A 15,674-nucleotide genomic window follows, 5' to 3' on the forward strand; every position below is an offset into this window, starting at 1 on the left:
TTATATACTCTTTTTGTGTATAAAGCGATCGCCCTTCAATTGATATACTCCAATCAATATCTTTATAATGGGTATAAAGCGAGATTAGGCGCTGAGTGCTGGACTCTCAATTGAATGTTGATAAGCAACGTCAAATCTAATAGTGCTGGCTGCCCAATTCTTAAAATCAGGTGCTAACCAAACTAACTTGCTGAGAATTTCGTCATTTACCCATAGCACCAAGGTAAAGTGACAGTTTTTGCGAAATTCATTTCGCATTAGATTGGTACTAAGAAGAAGTTGATTAATCGCTGTTACAGATTCTAAACCCTGTACTATCAAAGCCTCTGGCTGAGAATCACCTATCGTATTTATGATCGTTGTATAAAGAGTTTCAGCAGTAGGACAGATTATGATTTCTTGAATATCTGCTGATGAAGATTTCTTTAACGAACTCAGTACTTGTTGCTGTGTTTTAACAGAGTTACAACAAGCTAATATCAGCGAAAACTCTCCATCAGCAAGCATTATTGCCCTTGATAGTCTCTTCATGGCTGCTGTACTGTTTGCTAGGTGGTCTTGCTGATTACTTAAGTTCATCATACCAGTATTGCAAGTTTCAAAATTTACAAGTAACTGCGTATATATACTATTTAATCGTTGCCTTTTTTATCAATAAGTCAAGATATTTATCTTGTCAAAACACTTTTTTCTAAAACCTATTATCATCCTAAACGTTCATGCTTAAGTAAGCAAGTAGTGTATCGTTTCACATCAATAAATTAATAAATGCTGTGGTGTTTATAAAAATTTAATCTAAATTAAGATAAGTAACGAGTAAATTTAAGCTTTAAAAGCTGATCAAGCATAATCTGATTGTAAAAAGGATTTTATTGATAGGTAAAAACGCAACTTCTGTCAAAATATACCTGTCATAATTCATGTTTTCTTGTTTTTTGTTTGTAACAATTTATGAAAAGATTTATGAAGTGGTGTGTGAAGTTTTCAAAATTGAAAAGTCGTTCTAGTATTAAGCAAGGCTTGTTTGCAGTAGTTGTCAGCTTGAGCATGTTAGCCACAGTAATGTTAGCTTTGCCCTTGAATGCTCAAACTACTTATTCGCGATCGCTTGCAACAGAGTTAAGAGGGGTATGGTTAACAAATATTGATAGTAACGTATTGTTTGAGCGCGATCGCCTGAAAAAGTCTTTACAACGCCTAGATGAATTAAACTTTAATACGGTATATCCTGCGGTGTGGAATTGGGGATATACACTCTATCCTAGTAAAGTAGCAGCTAAAGTGATTGGGCGATCGCTTGATCCCACACCGGGACTGCAAGGGCGAGATATGCTCAAAGAAATTGTGAGCGAGGGACATAAAAAAGGGTTAACCGTGATTCCCTGGTTTGAATTTGGTTTTATGGCTCCTGCTGATTCTCTTTTAGCTAAAAATCGTCCCCAATGGCTCACCAGTCGTAGCGACGGCACAAAAATTGTCAAAGAAGGTACACATAACCGTGTTTGGTTGAGTCCTTTTCGCCCCGATGTACAAAATTTTATCCAAGATTTAATCGTTGAAATTGTTAGAAACTACGACATAGATGGCATTCAATTTGACGATCATTTTGGCTTGCCTTCCGAATTAGGCTACGATGCTTACACAGTGGCATTATACAAAAAAGAACATGGTGGCAAAGCTCCCTCCAAAAACCCGAAAGATCCAGAATGGGTACGCTGGAGAGCTAACAAAATTACCGATTTCATGAAGCGGGTATTTACAGCCATCAAAGCCAACAAAAAAGATTGTCTTGTTTCTGTTGCACCTAATCCTCAGCGTTTCTCCTACGAGTTTTTCTTAGCAGACTGGCAAAGATGGGAACGTATGGGATTAATCGAAGAATTGGTATTGCAGATATACCGTAATGACTTAAATGTATTTGTGAGTGAATTAGAGTATCCAGAAGTTCAAGCAGCACAAAGTCATATTCCCGTCAGTATTGGCATTTTGGCTGGCTTAAAAAATAGACCAATTCCGATGGAACAAATTCAGACACAAGTGCAAAAAGTCCGCGATCGCAATTTTGCCGGAGTCTCTTTCTTTTTTTATGAGACCCTATGGAATCTTAGCTCAGAAACAGCCTCAAAGCGTCAGTCTGGTTTTCAGCAAATTTTCTCAAAACCAGCGGTTTATCCGAACTTGCTCACAGGTTGGAAACCTTGAAGTGGAACACCATGCACCTAATACCGTTTTACTTTAAAGTTGATACATTTGGGCAAGCAGGGGGAGCAGGGGGAGCAGCACTTCGGCTACGCGGCAGTTGAGCGTAGTCGAAACTCAGTGACCGGAGGTAGGGGGAGTAAGAAAAGTAATTTGTATCAGTAATTTCGTGAAATGGTATGAAGATATCCTTGCTGAGTTGGCAAATCAGCAAGGAATAGAGAAATTAGAGGCATTGTTAAAATAATCAACACGAGCAACTTATAGGAGAAAAAGCAATGACAGTTGCAGCTACTAAAAAGATGAGCTTTGAAGAATTTCTCAATTATGACGATGGGACAGATGCTTTATATGAGTTAGAAAATGGAGAACTGATTTCCATGCCTTCAGAAAGCGATATTAATTAAAGGATAGCGATGTTTTTAATTGCTTATTTCTTGCAATTAGAAATTCCATCTTATCGATTGCGAATGAAGGCAGAGGTAGCTGTGCATAGCCGACAGGTGGGGGTGCGTGTGCCTGATTTGGTAGTGTATTCTGAGGAATTAGCAAAGTTAATGGAAAAAGCTACACGATCGCTAATTTTAATGGATATGCCGCCGCCTTTGTTGGTGGTTGAGGTGGTGAGTCAGTGCGTTGCGCGGGTTCCCCGCGTTGAAGCAACTGACAAACCCGTAAGGGTGAGTCCGAATCAGGAAAATCGGGATTATCGTTACAAGCGTTCTGAGTATGCAGCGCGGGGGGTTGCTGAATATTGGATTGTTGATCCAATTGCCCAAAAAGTGACGGTGTTGGAGTAGGTGGAGGGTTTTTATGAGCAAAAAGTGTATGTAGGAGATCAGGCGATCGCTTCCCCCGTATTTGCTAACCTTAAATTGACTGCTACTGAAGTTTTGCAAGGATGAACTTCTACAACTGTGTAAGCTAAGAATGAGCTAAAGCTTCGGATTTGCGATCGCGTTTTGGCTGAAGCTATCTACTATATATGAAGCGTAATTATACAGAATTTTTACAAGATATTTGATGGTTGCTGGCTTCGACTTCGCTCAGCCAGCAGTAGTCATCAGGACTACGCAGGGATTACGATTTTATGTCATTACGTTCGCTCTTAGAGTTCCCGCAGGGTGTGCAGCGTAGACGCGTTAGCGGCTTCTCGAAGAGTAGTAATCGCAAAAGCTTAGGTTATCGTTAAGAGTGCGTAAAAGTCCTATTCACTATAGTTAGAGTTTGTTCCCTTCTACTTCGCTCAGGGAATACTTCTTAGTAAGTGTCTAGCGATTGCACAAATCAACTATGGCTTATATCTATATTCTTGAGTGCATCGATGGTAGTTATTACACGGGTAGTACGACGGATTTAGAGCGAAGACTGTGGCAACATCAACAGGGAGAGGGTGCAAACCACACGGCAAAGCGGTTGCCTGTGAAGCTAGTTTTCTGCGAGTATTATGAACGCGTGGTAGATGCTTTTGAGCGTGAGAAGCAGGTACAAGGCTGGAGTCGTAAGAAGAAGCAAGCTTTGATTCTAGGGGATACAAATTTGTTGCATGAGTTAGCCGAATGTCAAAATGAAACTCATTACAGTAGGCTGGCTTCGACTTCGCTCAGCCAGCAAAAGAACGCTCCCTGAGCGAAGTCGTAAAAGAACGCTCCCTGAGCGAAGTCGAAGGGAGCAGCGATGAAGAATTGGTGAGATAGCCAAAATAAGCTAATACTAAGAAGCGTTATTGTGGACTTGAAATAGCTAGTCGTAAAATTGATAGCCCCAAAATGATCAAAAATAGGACTAGTCCAATTGTGCAGGCATAGCTAATTTCCAAGTTACTGAACGCTTGTTCATATAAATAGTAAACAATTGTTTTTGAGCTATTAAGTGGCCCTCCTTGAGTCATAATATAAACTTCTTCAAAGACTTTGGTGGCGGAAATAGCTGAAATCACTCCTACTAATGCTAAATAAGGCTGCATCAAAGGTACAGTAATATCCCAGTGTTTGCTGATACCATCTGAGCCATCAATAGCTGCGGCTTCATATACATCAGCGGGAATTGATTGCAAACCCGCTAAATAAATCACCATATAGTAGCCCAATCCTTTCCATACAGTCACAGCCATAACGCTAGCCAGAGAGATAGGGATAATTTCTAGCAGTTTAGCTGGGCTAGTCAGCCAGGGAATACCTTCAGGAAAAATCCCTAAAGTCTGTAAGAACTGATTAAGTAGACCTCTTTCTGCATACAGCCATTTCCAAGCTATACCCGCAACTACCATTGAAATTACTACTGGTGTGTAATAAGCTGCTCTAAACCAATTCATCCCCCTTAGTTTGTCATTTACCAAAATCGCCAGTCCCAAGGGAGCAATTACCAAAATTGGCACTACACCCACAAGATAAAGAAAAGTGTTTTCCAAAGTTTTCCAAAAAACTGCGTCTTTCCACAGGCGTAAGAAATTGGCAAACCCGATCCATTTTGGTGGTTGAGCAATATCTTCGTAGCTAGTAAAGCTGAGATAAAATGCTTGCAATGCAGGCCAAAAAACAGTCAAAATCAAGATAAATAAAGCAGGTAACAAAAATAAATAAGGAGTTAGACGTTGTTTGAGCAACATCCAATCTTTAGGCATTAATTGATTCATAAGGTGTTTTTTGAGTCATTTTTGGCGGCTGAATTTCCCGCCCATCATTAAATAACAGCGAAGAAAACTAATTAATATTACACGAACATTGACAAACAAAAGCAGGAGACACAAAGCCCTTTTTACCTTTGTGCCTTAGTGTCTTGGTGGTTCATAAGTCAAATTCAATGGCTGGACGATGATCAATCCAAGGATTAGCTGCTTCTAATTGTGCTGCTAGACTAATCAAAGTGGTTTCAGCCGCAGGTTTACCAATCAGCTGCACACTTATGGGTAATCCATTACTATCAAAACCTACAGGAATTGCGATCGCAGGTTGTCCGGTGGCGTTTGCTGCTGGACAAGGGGCAACCCAGCGCACAATATTTTGGAATGTCTCTTCTGGACTGAGATTAGACCATTCACCAATGCGAATCGGTGAATGTAAATAGACTGGTAATACCAACACATCTACAGTATCGAAAAAGGCCACTATTTGCCGTGCGACTATCTGCATTTGAGAAACCGCTTGCAGGTATTCAGCAACAGAACCCGTGCGGGCAAATAGCCAGCGATTTACAGGCTGCAATATTTCACTAGGTAGTCCTGAAGCTGCGATGCCAGCTTGCCACACGACTTGAAACGGTTCAACTAAGCCGCTGAAGTCAGGACATTTCTGTTCAACTTTGTGACCAAGTTGTTGTAATAAATCGACTGTTTTTAAAACACCTTGCTGACAGTTGGCATCAGCTTCGCCCAAGGGAGGAATACTAGTAGCAAAAGCTATTCGCAAAGCACCAAGTTTTTCTTGAGTGGCGGCGAGAAATGATGTTTCGGGGTCTTCTAGCCAATAAGCATCGCCTGTAACATAGCCAGAGATAGCATCTAACAAAGCAGCTGCATCAGCCACAGTCCGGGCAATCGGCCCATTGGTGGCAATTCCCGCATGGCGATCGCCTAATGGTGCTTTACTGACTCTTCCCCGTGATGGTTTGATACCCACCAAACCACAACAAGCCGCAGGGCCGCGAATTGAACCGCCACCATCAGAACCTTGAGCGATCGCACATAATCCGGCTGCGACTGCTGCGGCTGCACCGCCACTAGAACCACCTGGAGTATATTCTAAGTTCCAGGGATTTCTGGCTGGGGGAAATCCTGTAGGTTCGGTGTAAGGAAATGAACCTATTTCTGATGTTGCTGTTTTACCAAGAACAATAAACCCAGCTTGTTTAATCTTGGTTACAACTCCATCATCATATTCAGGAATATTATTTAGTAAAGCTGGATTTCCGTACGTACAAGGTACACTAGCTAAGGCGTTGAGGTCTTTAATCGAAATTGGTACGCCAAAAAACTGCGGTAGTTCTGAGGTAGTAATCAGCATTTGGGTTTTGGCTGTAGCATCTGCGATCGCTAATTCTGCCGTTACCGTAAAATAACTTCCCAATTGGGGATTTAACTGCTGAATCCGTTTTAAATATATTTCTACTAACTCTAGTGGCGATACTTCCCGGCGACTTATTAACCGTGCCAACTCTAGTGCTGGGGTGAAAGCTAAATCAATTTCATTCATGAGATTAGTTATTGGGCAGTTTTGTCTTTTTCTACAAGTTTCAAACTGGACTTGTTACTTTAGCAAAATTTACGGGAACTATAAATCTATCGCTCCTAAGATTTATTAATTAATCGGGATGCTTAGTTTCAACTAGGTTGGTTAGTCTCCTAACTAATCTATAACTTCATTGCAAAGACATTTTAATTGTTTTGCATCACCTTTTTACAAATCCCTTAGGGATATTTATGGTTGACTTAGAAAAACTTGTTAATGAATTACCACAAATTGTTCATCATTTGAACTTGACTATTGGTACTTCTCATGAAATCTTACAACAAGTTGTCCTGATTAATCAGGCTCAGGAACAACTACAAAATATTCAAAAATTAATTATTCAAGAATTAAGCTTTGCTAAAGTTAAAAATGCCGCAGTTGCTCAAGCAACCAGTTCATTGGTTGCTAATACTAATTTAGTAGATAGAGATATTAATCACAGATTAAGGTTTATTATAGAAAACTTTAGTAATTTAGAAATATCATTAACTGATCTACAAACAAAAATTGATTACTGGCAGGAATGGGGTAATTTACTTCAGGCTCTAGCCGCGGATATTTTAAGTGACGCTCAATTAGTAAATCAATTAAATTGTCATATTAACTATCTCAGTTTACCAGCTAAACTTAAATATTTTCGCAAAAAGCTAGAACATGATTTAGTATTTGGAAATTCTCTCAATCTCAAACAACAATCTTTACAGATTAGTAGTGTTTCCGAAGAAATATTAGAAGTAAAGCAAAGGGTAGAGTACGTTCTTAATACAATTAAGAGTAGTCATAGTCTCTTAACTATTTTATTAGGTATATCATCCTTTTTTGGTAAATCTGGCTTTACTTTAGAATGGTTAGATCATGAACACGAATTAATTGTGTCTAGTGATGGTAAGTTTCAAGAATTAACAGAAATTATCGATGAATGTCAATTTTTTCAACAAGAAATTGATAGTTTGCTTTTAAGAAGTAAGACATTAAAATTACAAGCAGAAAAAGGCATTATTAAGATTGAGCAAGAAAAGCCAAACGTTCAAGATACAGCAGAATTAACATCCAAGTTTTTAGAAAAAAAAACACAAAAGCTTTTCATCTTAGGACGTTCAATTTTTGTTATAGCTTCAAGTTTAGTAGTTTTAGGTTTTGGCGGTTGGGTTAATCAAGACAAACTGCCTCATCTTCAACAACAAAGAGCGATCGCCAATCAAGAAACCGATGCAACTGCTAACTTTACAGCTGCTTTAAAACTTGGTATTGAAGCTTCCGCCTTGGTGCAAAGTCCACCTAATTCTCTCATAGTCTGGCAACAAGCACAAAACAAATGGCAGCAAGCAATTAATTTATTAGCAAGTGTTCCTGAAGAAACATCAATTACTGCTAAAGCAAAGCAAAAATTAATTCGCTATCAAATTAACTACAATGCCATTAGTCAAAAAGTGTTAATTGAAAAACAAGCATTGGCAAACTTAGAATCAGCCCACAAGTTAGCGATAGAAGCTGCTTTTTTTGTGCAAACTTCGCCTAATTCAGTGACAGTTTGGCAGCAAGCTAAAGCAAAATGGCAGCAAGCAATTAATTTATTAGAAGCTATTCCAGAAAATACTGCGGTCTCTTTACAAGCTAAGGAAATGCTTGCTAGCTATAAAACTAATTATGCAGCCATTAGTGCCATAGTGAAAAACTAAACTTTGGTGCGATCGGTTAAAATCTCATAACCAGTTTCTGTTACTAAAACTGTATGCTCAAATTGGGCTGACAAAGCATTATCTACAGTTACCGCTGTCCATCGGTCAGATAATATCCGGGTATGCTTAGAACCTGCATTTAAAATTGGTTCAATGGCTAATGTCATCCCCGCACGGAGTTTGACATTTGGCATGTACTGAGTCCGGAAGTTGAACACTGAAGGTTCTTCGTGCAGGTTACGGCCAACACCATGCCCGGTAAATTCTTCTACTACACTATAACCATTGGCTTTGACATGGTCTTCTATTGCCCCAGCTAAATCAAGCAAGTATGCACCCGCCTTGACTTGTTCAATGCCTTTATAAAGAGATTCTTCAGCGACACGAATTAATTTAGCAGCTTCGGGAGTGACTTCGCCTACGGCAATCGTAATGCAAGAATCACCATGAAAACCTTGATAATAAGCACCTGTATCTACTTTTAATACATCCCCAGCCCGAATTACTTTCTTGGCACTGGGGATACCATGCACAACTTCATTGTTAATACTAGAGCAAATAGAACCAGTAAAACCGTGATATCCTTTAAAGCTTGGTGTGGCATCCATTTCTCGGATACGCTTTTCTGCGTAAGCATCCAAGTCAGCTGTAGTCATACCTGGCTTGACTAACTCAGAAATTTCTTTAAGAACAGTAGCTACAATTTTTGCTGATTGCCGCATAATTTCAATTTCACGCGGCGATTTAATTTCAATACCCCGGCGTTGTTTTTTTACAGGTGCAGGTTTAGTTTTCTGAGAAAGTAAATTACTGAAGATGTTCATGGGAAATTAATAATTACCTGTGTTTTGGAGCTACAGTGGTAGTGTTTTTTCTAGGTTAGTTGAGAAAAATATCTATATTTACGTTAACTTATTTTTTGCCCCATGCTACATTGCGGTATTAGTTAAACTTAACACCTCAATTTTGCGTTTTGCCTGATTTAGCATCCCAGTAGAAATGTCTATTTTTACGACTCAACCTTCTAAGCCTACCAGTTGTGCAGCTGCGATCGCCTTGTGCAAAACTTGATTAAACAAAATATCTGGCATGAGAGATTGTTACACGTTCCAAAGTCGTTCTACACTGACTGGATATATTTTAAGTTTTAACGGCTCCTTGTGATGGTCAACGATTCTGAATACATCAGGCAAGCTGAAGCTACTCGTGTGCGTGTACTCAGCGAAGCATTACCTTACATTCAACAATTTGCCGGTCGCACGGTTGTTGTGAAATATGGTGGTGCGGCAATGAAAGATAGCGCCCTCAAAGACAAAGTTATGCGGGACATTGTATTTTTATCCTGCGTCGGCTTGCGTCCCATCCTTGTACATGGGGGTGGCCCAGAAATTAATAGTTGGTTAAATAAACTGGGAATCGAAGCACAATTTAAGAATGGTCTGCGAGTTACCGATGCCCCCACAATGGATGTGGTCGAAATGGTGTTAGTCGGTCGAGTTAATAAAGAAATTGTTTCTTTGATTAGCAGGGCTGGGGGCTTAGCGGTAGGACTTTGCGGTAAAGATGGTAACTTGATTACAGCCCGTCCTCAAGATCAAGAAGGCATTGGCTTTGTAGGGGAAGTCAGCAATGTCAATATCAAAGTTTTAGAAACTCTCTCTAGCAGTGGCTATATTCCGGTAGTCTCTAGCGTCGCCGCAGACGATAAGGGACAAGCTTACAACATTAATGCTGATACCATAGCTGGTGAAATCGCTGCTGCACTAGGGGCAGAAAAGTTAATTTTACTGACTGATACACAAGGGATTTTTAAAGACTATAAAGATCCATCTACCTTGATTCCAAAAGTAGATATTCGTGAAGCCCGCGAACTGATTGCCAGTGGTGTAGTCAGTGGAGGGATGATTCCGAAAGTAAATTGTTGTGTGCGATCGCTTGCTCAAGGAGTCAGTGCAGCCCATATTATTGATGGACGCATTCCTCACGCTTTACTATTAGAAATCTTTACAGATGTTGGTATTGGAACCATGATTCTCGGTTCCCAGTTTATTCCAAAACGTTAGTCAAAAGAGGCAGGGGAGCAGGGAGCAAGGGGGAAAAACACCAGACGGAGCTTGTACTCCGCTTGAGATGAGCGCCTTAGAAGGGCGGGGCATGTCTGCGACACGCTACGCGAACATACACATGTTCCGCTTTGCTCCACGCAGAGGGAAAAGGCTTGCTCCCCCTGCTCCCTGCCCCCTTCCCCTCTGCTTCTTCGGTGAATGAGGTAGGTGGGTAAATAGCCCACCTGATAATTTTTAAGGATAAGTCAAAATAATCCGCGATCGCTGCCTCAATGGTCTGTCATGTCTGGAATTATTGATAATCACCGGATTAACTAATGTTGAGTCACGAATTACAGGATTAACTAACGTAGGATTAATTAGCGTTGAATTTCTCACTCTTTGCCTAACGCGTGGATAGGAATAAACGGGATAATTAGTGCGACTTGGCATCAGTCCCGTTGCTGGATCTACAGGCATGGGAGTAGAAATCGGACTACCGTAAATAAATGAACCAACAGCTGGCGAATTGTTAACTCCAGAAGCGCCATTAATCCAGATTACAGGCTGGGCGGCAACTGGGGCGCTCATAGCTGCTAAAGTTGCTAGAGTCATACCTACGCCCAAACAAATCAATGGCGAATGCTTGGTTTTTAGCATATTGTATTCACCTGGATTTAATAAAGTGAATTTTAATGAGTTCCCTCTTAATTTATTATTGCTCCAAGTGAGATTCAGGGGGGGTATCTGTGCTTTCAATATATTGGCTATCTAGAAGAAAGGCTCCTTTGGCAAAGCGAATACCCCAATATCCTCCAGGACGGCGGTCAATAACTATACCTTCTTCGCCAATACAAATCACATCTGGAGGACGTAACATAGGCATGGGGTCTGCTGTTTTGACGTAAGGCGGTAGTGCCACGATACGGACTTTACTACCAATGGCAAATTCGTTAGACATGCTAAAAAAGTTAGGAGTTTTGATTAACTCATAACTCATAACTCATAACTTATAACTTTTACTAGGGGATGAAATTAATTCGTAATTTATAGGACTTATGCACAGGTAACAGAAAACGTAGACTGAAGGGCTTGCCGTAGGCTACAACAAAGGACGCAGCGAAAAGTTGTCATAGCGTAGCGGTAGCGAGTCTGCGAGCGTCGGAGGGTTTCCAACGCCAGTTGTTCATACCATTTCACGAAATTATTGATACAAATTACTTTTCTTACTCCCCCTGCCTCCGGTCACTGAGTTTCGACTACGCTCAACTGCCGCGTAGCCGAAGTGCTGCTTCCCCTGCTTGCCCAAATGTATCAACTTTAAAGTGAAACGGTATAACCTACAGTTTGAGTTTAAAAACATGCCCTAGTCCCTGAACTTAACGAGATGTACCTTACTAAAACGATAAGCGCTATAGATGAAGAGAGAAAGGGAAAGAAGATAGAATTTGATCTCCTTTCCCACCTTCTGCAAGAAGTCTGGTAATTTTTGATTAGCGACTTTGTTGACGGCGTTGTCTCATATTTTCTTGAAATTGCTTGAGTTTAGCTTGCTGTTCCGGAGTCAAGATAGCTTGCATTTGCTGTTTCGATGACTCGCGGATTTGCCGCATTTGGGTTTTTTGTGCTTCAGTCAAATTCAATTCAACCCAACCCTTACGTTGACCTCGATTTGCTTGGCGTTGACCTTGACCTGCTTGGCGTTGCGCCTGACGTGCTTGCTTGGCAGCTGCCAATTTTGCTTTTTGTTCTGGGGTGAGAATTGCTTCAATTTTGGCGCGAGTGTCGCGACGAATTGATTGCATTTGGGCTTTTTGTGCATCTGTGAGTTCTAAGCCTTGCCAAGCGCCTCTTTGTTTTTTAGGAGTTTGGGCAACAATCAAAGGTGAAGAGGAGGATGTTTGTGCTTTGACTGTAAAGGGAATTGCAGTTAAGGTTAGGGCAATTGCTCCAGCTATCAATGACAATGACTTAAGTTTCATTTATGGCCTTGGTATTTTTCCTGGTTGGATGTCACCATCATAGAAACTTACATCCAGTAACTACATGAGGAGAAAGTCATGGTTATACCCATGACTTTGGTCATGATTAAGTTGGCAAAAATCTGATTAATAATTATGTATAAATTACAGTAAATATATAAAATAGCTGTCAAAGTCAATATATTACTGTGAAGCAATTTATAACACGTTCAGAGTCCTTGCAAATCTAAAATTCCCATCTCAAAGAGTATGAGCCGTCCCATTCAAATTACGAATCATCCTTTTCGGTTTCTGCTTTATTTAGAGTGGATATTATTAGCGATCGCTGTTTTTTCTGCCATACTACCGCCTTCACCACGCTTTTCTCCTAAGTTCCCTGAGCTAACAATATGTAGCCTCGTTTTATTTGGCTTAATGGGTTTAAGATTACCTACTAATAACAACTTTAGTAAAATTATCTATACGGCCAGTGAGATATTACTAATTTTAGTCACTGGTATTTTTGGAGGAAGGTCTGCTCGACTATTTCCATTTTTATACATAATTTTAGTAACTCGTAGTTGTCTAATTTTTAAGTTACCTGGGCGTTTATTAGTTACTGGATTATCATTTATTTTCTTTTTATTAACACTGCAACATCGGTTTCCACGATTTCCTTTACGGCCACAAGACCAAGAACGTTTTCGGTTTTTTAGTTTTAGTTTAGCTTTAATATTTGGTTTGAGTTTAGTTTTTGTACTACTATTAATGAATGCAGTCTTATCGGAACGGCAAAGTCGAGAAGAATTAGCGATCGCTCATGAAAAACTGCGGCAATATGCCCTGCGGATTGAAAATCAAGCTACCTTAGAAGAACGTAACCGCATCGCTCGTGAAATTCATGATTCATTGGGGCATTCTTTAACTGCTTTAAATCTTCAATTAGAAACTGCTTTAAAATTATCTCAATCTAACCCAAATAAGTCACAAAGTTTCTTGATGCAAGCTAAAGAATTAGGCTCAAAAGCATTACAAGATGTGCGACAATCTGTTTCAACGATGCGTTCTAATCCTTTACAAGAAAAATCTTTAACCCAGGCAATTCATTTATTAGCAGAAGATTTTCATCGTTCAAATGGTATTTTACCCATTTGTCAAATCAGTCTTGATCACTCTCTATCTGCGGAAGTTAACACTGCTATATATCGAATTATTCAAGAATCATTAACTAATATTTCTAAATATGCAGAAGCTACAGAAATTAAATTAGATATCATGATGACTAAAGGTAGTTTATATTTGATGATTCAAGATAAGGGTAAAGGTTTTGATATTCAGCAAAATACTACTGGTTTTGGATTACAAAGTATGCGCGATCGCACTTTAGCTCTGGGAGGTAAATTTAATATTAATAGTACTCCTGGTTCTGGTTGTCAAATTATAGTTGATATTCCCTTATCAAGGTTGATCCGATGATTAAAGTATTACTTGTAGATGACCAGAGTTTGATTCGTCAAGGCTTAAAAGCATTATTAGAACTAGAAACAGATTTAGAAATAGTAGGAGAAGCAGAAAATGGTAAAACTGCAATTCAATTGGTGGCAGAATTGCAACCAGATGTAGTGCTGTTAGATATCAGAATGCCGATCATGGACGGAGTTGCAGCTACACGAGAAATTCAACAGCAGTTTGCTGGCGTTAAAGTTTTAATACTGACAACTTTTGATGATGATGAATATGTCACAGCGGCTTTAAAAAATGGGGCAATGGGTTATTTACTCAAAGATACACCATCAGAAGAATTAGCTTTTGCTATTCGTGCCGTTGATAAAGGATACACACAGCTAGGGCCAGGAATTGTCAAAAAACTTTTGACTCAATTCCCCAATATGACACCAACTCAACTGCCACCTGTGCCACCTAATTTAACAGAACTTACTCCCAGAGAAAAAGAGGTTTTACGGTTAATTGCTACAGGTGCTAATAACCGAGAAATTGCTCAACAATTATATATTTCTGAGGGTACGGTAAAGAATCATGTAACAAATATTTTAAACAGATTGAACTTGCGCGATCGTACTCAAGCCGCTATTATTGCCAATACGTTTTTATCTTATTTAGATAATTAAAACTTTAACCATTAAATAATTCTAAACATTCATGTTTTAAAACGCCTTTTGTAACTTTTATATTTCTAGGTGATTTAGCAATAATCTCTTCACAAGCCAAATCAATTTGTGATTGCTTAATCAAAATTAAATCTTGAATTGAAGCACCATAAACAATTTCTGATATACCCGTCCATACACAAGCTGTTGCACACATCGGACAAGGCTCTCCAGTTGTATATATGCTATAACCTTCTAAAGAGGGGTTTTTGAGTTTAGCTGTTAAACTGCGAATGACATTTATTTCCGCATGAGCAGACGGATCGTTATCTCGCTTCACAGTATTATGAGCTACTGCAACCACATCGTTATTTTTAACAATCACTGCACCGTAAGGCGCATCACCTTTTTTTGCTTCTGTCAATGCTAAACGCATAAAATCTTCTTGGTTCATACTAGTTAGGTGTTGACAAGGATAATGGTTAAGAATATCGCATTTATGATGTGAGTTCTGCAAATGTATTAAAGTTATTGCTGGTCAAATATGTTACTGAGTAAAGAACAAACAGAATTTTACTTAAAAGACTTGGAAACGCCAATAGGTAAAGCGATTAATTTGGCAATTGTCGCTTTAGTTCTATTATCATCAGGAATTTTTGTAGTAGAAACCTATAATATTTCTGACAATGTTCGCTATCAGCTACATATAATTGATACTGCTATTTTCATCATTTTTGCAGTAGAATATGCTATCCGACTCTGGAGTGCGGAAAATAAAATTAAGTATATTTTTAGTTTTTATGCAATTATTGATTTAATCGCAATTTTGCCATTTTTACTTGGAATAGTAGATATTAAATTTATTCGTTTACTACGATGGTTCAGAATTTTAAGGTTAATTAGATTTATAGATAATCAATTCCTCTTTGCCAGTATTAGTACTGAAGATGGTGTTATTTTTGCGCGAATACTGTTTACATTATTCGCCATAGTCTTTGTCTATTCTGGCTTAATTTATCAAGTTGAGCATCCGGTTAACCCGCAAAGTTTTAGTACATTTTTAGATGCAGTTTATTTTTCTGTTGTCACAATGACAACAGTGGGATTTGGCGATGTGATTCCGATTTCAAAATTAGGTCGTCTCCTAACAGTATTGATGATTTTTACCGGAATTGCCTTGATTCCCTGGCAAGTGGGAGATTTGATTAAGCGAGTAGTCAAAACTGTTAATCAGGTAGAAACTGTTTGTTCAGATTGCGGTTTAACTTTTCATGATATCGATGCTGAATTTTGTAAAAGATGTGGCAGTAAATTACCAATTCGTAATTCGTAATTCGTAATGGGCTTCGCTCCGCTTCGCTAACGTAATTCGTAATTGAAATATACAGTTTAATAGCCATAAATATCAAATGGCTGGAGGGATTCGGAAAGCTGACTCAACAGCGATCGCCCTTCG

The 15,674-nt window shown here is 39.2% G+C and carries 15 protein-coding genes and 1 pseudogene; 8 read left to right on the forward strand and 8 right to left on the reverse strand.

Annotated elements, in window-relative coordinates; all coding sequences use genetic code 11:
* Positions 1 to 84: 84 nt before the first annotated feature.
* The gene (locus tag QI031_RS01555; RefSeq protein ID WP_281483482.1) at positions 85 to 582 is read right to left on the reverse strand and encodes a hypothetical protein; all 498 of its coding nucleotides are present in this window, start codon (positions 580 to 582) and stop codon (positions 85 to 87) included.
* Between the two features lie 369 nt (positions 583 to 951).
* Here QI031_RS01555 and QI031_RS01560 point away from each other — a divergent pair, with 369 nt between their 5' ends.
* From QI031_RS01560 to QI031_RS01570, 3 genes and pseudogenes are all read left to right on the forward strand, one after another.
* On the forward strand, positions 952 to 2,202 hold the full coding sequence (locus QI031_RS01560) for a glycoside hydrolase family 10-like protein (RefSeq protein ID WP_281483483.1): 1,251 nt from the start codon (positions 952 to 954) through the stop codon (positions 2,200 to 2,202).
* A gap of 275 nt (positions 2,203 to 2,477) precedes the next feature.
* Positions 2,478 to 3,104: pseudogene (locus QI031_RS01565) on the forward strand (Uma2 family endonuclease).
* Between the two features lie 388 nt (positions 3,105 to 3,492).
* Positions 3,493 to 3,828 (forward strand): GIY-YIG nuclease family protein, encoded by a 336-nt coding sequence (locus tag QI031_RS01570; RefSeq protein WP_281483484.1) that lies wholly within the window; start codon positions 3,493 to 3,495, stop codon positions 3,826 to 3,828.
* A gap of 94 nt (positions 3,829 to 3,922) precedes the next feature.
* Here the strand turns inward: QI031_RS01570 and QI031_RS01575 are convergent, their stop codons facing one another.
* Together QI031_RS01575 and QI031_RS01580 are read right to left on the reverse strand one after the other, a co-directional pair.
* Complete coding sequence (locus QI031_RS01575; protein WP_281483485.1) at positions 3,923 to 4,834, reverse strand: carbohydrate ABC transporter permease; 912 nt, start codon at positions 4,832 to 4,834, stop codon at positions 3,923 to 3,925.
* A 151-nt stretch (positions 4,835 to 4,985) separates the two neighbouring features.
* The gene (locus QI031_RS01580) at positions 4,986 to 6,389 is read right to left on the reverse strand and encodes an amidase (RefSeq protein ID WP_281483486.1); all 1,404 of its coding nucleotides are present in this window, start codon (positions 6,387 to 6,389) and stop codon (positions 4,986 to 4,988) included.
* Positions 6,390 to 6,616: 227 nt separating this feature from the next.
* Between QI031_RS01580 and QI031_RS01585 the strand changes: the two genes are divergently transcribed.
* Positions 6,617 to 8,104 carry a hypothetical protein gene (locus tag QI031_RS01585; RefSeq protein ID WP_281483487.1) on the forward strand — a complete coding sequence of 496 codons (1,488 nt, stop codon included), beginning with the start codon at positions 6,617 to 6,619 and terminating at the stop codon, positions 8,102 to 8,104.
* Here QI031_RS01585 and map read toward each other — a convergent pair.
* A complete protein-coding gene (map, locus tag QI031_RS01590; protein ID WP_281483488.1) occupies positions 8,101 to 8,928 on the reverse strand; it encodes a type I methionyl aminopeptidase in 828 nt (275 codons plus the stop codon). The genes QI031_RS01585 and map overlap by 4 nt on opposite strands.
* 336 nt (positions 8,929 to 9,264) lie before the next feature.
* Here map and argB point away from each other — a divergent pair, with 336 nt between their 5' ends.
* On the forward strand, positions 9,265 to 10,167 hold the full coding sequence (gene argB, locus QI031_RS01595; RefSeq protein ID WP_281483489.1) for an acetylglutamate kinase: 903 nt from the start codon (positions 9,265 to 9,267) through the stop codon (positions 10,165 to 10,167).
* A gap of 237 nt (positions 10,168 to 10,404) precedes the next feature.
* On the opposite strand, the gene QI031_RS01600 is transcribed toward argB, so the two are convergent.
* The 3 genes from QI031_RS01600 to QI031_RS01610 form a co-directional block, all read right to left on the reverse strand.
* The gene (locus tag QI031_RS01600; RefSeq protein WP_281483490.1) at positions 10,405 to 10,809 is read right to left on the reverse strand and encodes a hypothetical protein; all 405 of its coding nucleotides are present in this window, start codon (positions 10,807 to 10,809) and stop codon (positions 10,405 to 10,407) included.
* Positions 10,810 to 10,864: 55 nt separating this feature from the next.
* Positions 10,865 to 11,110 carry a regulatory protein SipA gene (sipA, locus tag QI031_RS01605; RefSeq protein ID WP_281483491.1) on the reverse strand — a complete coding sequence of 82 codons (246 nt, stop codon included), beginning with the start codon at positions 11,108 to 11,110 and terminating at the stop codon, positions 10,865 to 10,867.
* A gap of 532 nt (positions 11,111 to 11,642) precedes the next feature.
* The gene (locus tag QI031_RS01610) at positions 11,643 to 12,131 is read right to left on the reverse strand and encodes a Spy/CpxP family protein refolding chaperone (RefSeq protein ID WP_281483492.1); all 489 of its coding nucleotides are present in this window, start codon (positions 12,129 to 12,131) and stop codon (positions 11,643 to 11,645) included.
* A gap of 249 nt (positions 12,132 to 12,380) precedes the next feature.
* Here QI031_RS01610 and QI031_RS01615 point away from each other — a divergent pair, with 249 nt between their 5' ends.
* Positions 12,381 to 13,586, forward strand: coding sequence for a sensor histidine kinase (locus QI031_RS01615; protein WP_281483493.1), 1,206 nt, complete (start codon positions 12,381 to 12,383; stop codon positions 13,584 to 13,586).
* Positions 13,583 to 14,239, forward strand: coding sequence for a response regulator (locus tag QI031_RS01620; RefSeq protein WP_281483494.1), 657 nt, complete (start codon positions 13,583 to 13,585; stop codon positions 14,237 to 14,239). Before QI031_RS01615 ends, QI031_RS01620 begins: the two co-directional genes overlap by 4 nt.
* Before the next feature lie 4 nt (positions 14,240 to 14,243).
* Here the strand turns inward: QI031_RS01620 and QI031_RS01625 are convergent, their stop codons facing one another.
* Positions 14,244 to 14,672 (reverse strand): nucleoside deaminase, encoded by a 429-nt coding sequence (locus QI031_RS01625; RefSeq protein WP_281483495.1) that lies wholly within the window; start codon positions 14,670 to 14,672, stop codon positions 14,244 to 14,246.
* 90 nt (positions 14,673 to 14,762) lie between these two features.
* On the opposite strand from QI031_RS01625, the gene QI031_RS01630 reads away from it, so the two are divergent.
* Entirely contained in the window at positions 14,763 to 15,551 is a 789-nt protein-coding gene (locus tag QI031_RS01630; protein WP_281483496.1) for an ion transporter, read from the forward strand.
* Positions 15,552 to 15,674: the final 123 nt, after the last annotated feature.

The organism is Halotia branconii CENA392 (genome assembly GCF_029953635.1).
Lineage (GTDB): Bacteria > Cyanobacteriota > Cyanobacteriia > Cyanobacteriales > Nostocaceae > Halotia > Halotia branconii.

Excerpts from the sequence above, each read along its gene's own strand:
- QI031_RS01555 (WP_281483482.1), bottom strand. The coding sequence starts at position 582 with ATGATGAACTTAAGTAATCAGCAAGACCACCTAGCAAACAGTACAGCA.
- QI031_RS01560 (WP_281483483.1), top strand. The coding sequence starts at position 952 with ATGAAAAGATTTATGAAGTGGTGTGTGAAGTTTTCAAAATTGAAAAGT.
- QI031_RS01570 (WP_281483484.1), top strand. The coding sequence starts at position 3,493 with ATGGCTTATATCTATATTCTTGAGTGCATCGATGGTAGTTATTACACG.
- QI031_RS01575 (WP_281483485.1), bottom strand. The coding sequence starts at position 4,834 with ATGAATCAATTAATGCCTAAAGATTGGATGTTGCTCAAACAACGTCTA.
- QI031_RS01580 (WP_281483486.1), bottom strand. The coding sequence starts at position 6,389 with ATGAATGAAATTGATTTAGCTTTCACCCCAGCACTAGAGTTGGCACGG.
- QI031_RS01585 (WP_281483487.1), top strand. The coding sequence starts at position 6,617 with ATGGTTGACTTAGAAAAACTTGTTAATGAATTACCACAAATTGTTCAT.
- map (WP_281483488.1), bottom strand. The coding sequence starts at position 8,928 with ATGAACATCTTCAGTAATTTACTTTCTCAGAAAACTAAACCTGCACCT.
- QI031_RS01600 (WP_281483490.1), bottom strand. The coding sequence starts at position 10,809 with ATGCTAAAAACCAAGCATTCGCCATTGATTTGTTTGGGCGTAGGTATG.
- sipA (WP_281483491.1), bottom strand. The coding sequence starts at position 11,110 with ATGTCTAACGAATTTGCCATTGGTAGTAAAGTCCGTATCGTGGCACTA.
- QI031_RS01610 (WP_281483492.1), bottom strand. The coding sequence starts at position 12,131 with ATGAAACTTAAGTCATTGTCATTGATAGCTGGAGCAATTGCCCTAACC.
- QI031_RS01615 (WP_281483493.1), top strand. The coding sequence starts at position 12,381 with ATGAGCCGTCCCATTCAAATTACGAATCATCCTTTTCGGTTTCTGCTT.
- QI031_RS01620 (WP_281483494.1), top strand. The coding sequence starts at position 13,583 with ATGATTAAAGTATTACTTGTAGATGACCAGAGTTTGATTCGTCAAGGC.
- QI031_RS01625 (WP_281483495.1), bottom strand. The coding sequence starts at position 14,672 with ATGAACCAAGAAGATTTTATGCGTTTAGCATTGACAGAAGCAAAAAAA.
- QI031_RS01630 (WP_281483496.1), top strand. The coding sequence starts at position 14,763 with ATGTTACTGAGTAAAGAACAAACAGAATTTTACTTAAAAGACTTGGAA.